The 991-nt window shown below is 63.1% G+C and carries 1 pseudogene; it reads left to right on the forward strand.

Annotated elements, in window-relative coordinates:
- Nucleotides 1-991: pseudogene (locus tag EZI54_RS24725) on the forward strand (hypothetical protein); the annotation flags it as partial.

Genomic DNA, 991 nt, shown 5'->3' on the forward strand with positions numbered 1-991 from the left:
CCCGCTCCGACTCCCTGGCGCCGGCCATCGAGCCCGTGAGCCGTTCGCCAGAGCGTCCCGTTCCGGAAACACCTGCGCCGGGATCGGGCCCTTACCACGTCAAGCTGGTCTACCACTGGCCCGACGGCACGGGTGTGGCGAATCTTCCTTTTACCCTCAGTACGGACGACGAGACTGTCGAAGGCACCCTGGATGCCCATGGCGAGGCGCAGATCCAGGGACTGAATGGGCGTTTCGCCACCGTTCGCCTGAGTTCGGACGCCTCGGATGGCGAAGTCAACCAAAAACGCCGGGGTATCCAGGCAGCCCTGGAAGAGCTGCTCAAGCAGGAACGGAAAGAGGCCGATGAGTTCGCCCGGCAATACGACCAACTGCCCTGGTACCAGCGCGGGCTGGTCAGCGTCGGCGCCGTGTCCCAGGGGTTCTCGGATGCGGGGATGGGACTTCTTCGATTTGTGGGCGGCCTGTCGGAACTGTCCTCCCCCACTCAAGCCATGCTGGATGGCCTGAAGTCGGCATGGGCGGCCAGCAAGGACAGCTCGGATGGGCATTGGTTCGAGGCCTATCAGGCAAACTACGAAGAAGTCCGCCACCGGCGCTGGGTTGAGACCTTGGGGTTCAACCCTGCGGACGTATCCCGCGAGGATATCGCTGAAGCCTACGACCTGGCCAACCTGGTAATGGCGGATCCCGTACTCCGGCAAAGCGTCACCGATTTTGCGACCGACTACGCCGCCATACAGCACCATACCGAAGTCAGCTACTTTACCGGGGCCGTCGCCTTCGATGTGATCCTCACCGCCATACTGGCGGTGGCCACCGGCGGTGTCGGTGCGGCCGGCGCCGCCGGAACCCAGATCCGCCATGTGGGTCTGCTTACCCATCTGGGCAAGATGGTTAAGGCGTTTGGTAAAGCCGTTCGGAAACAGCGCCTGAGGCGCATCTGGCGTGATGCTGACCTGCACCGTCAAACCCTTCTTGAGGATACGGC

The sequence above is a fragment of the Marinobacter halodurans genome (assembly GCF_004327985.1).
Lineage (GTDB): Bacteria > Pseudomonadota > Gammaproteobacteria > Pseudomonadales > Oleiphilaceae > Marinobacter_A > Marinobacter_A halodurans.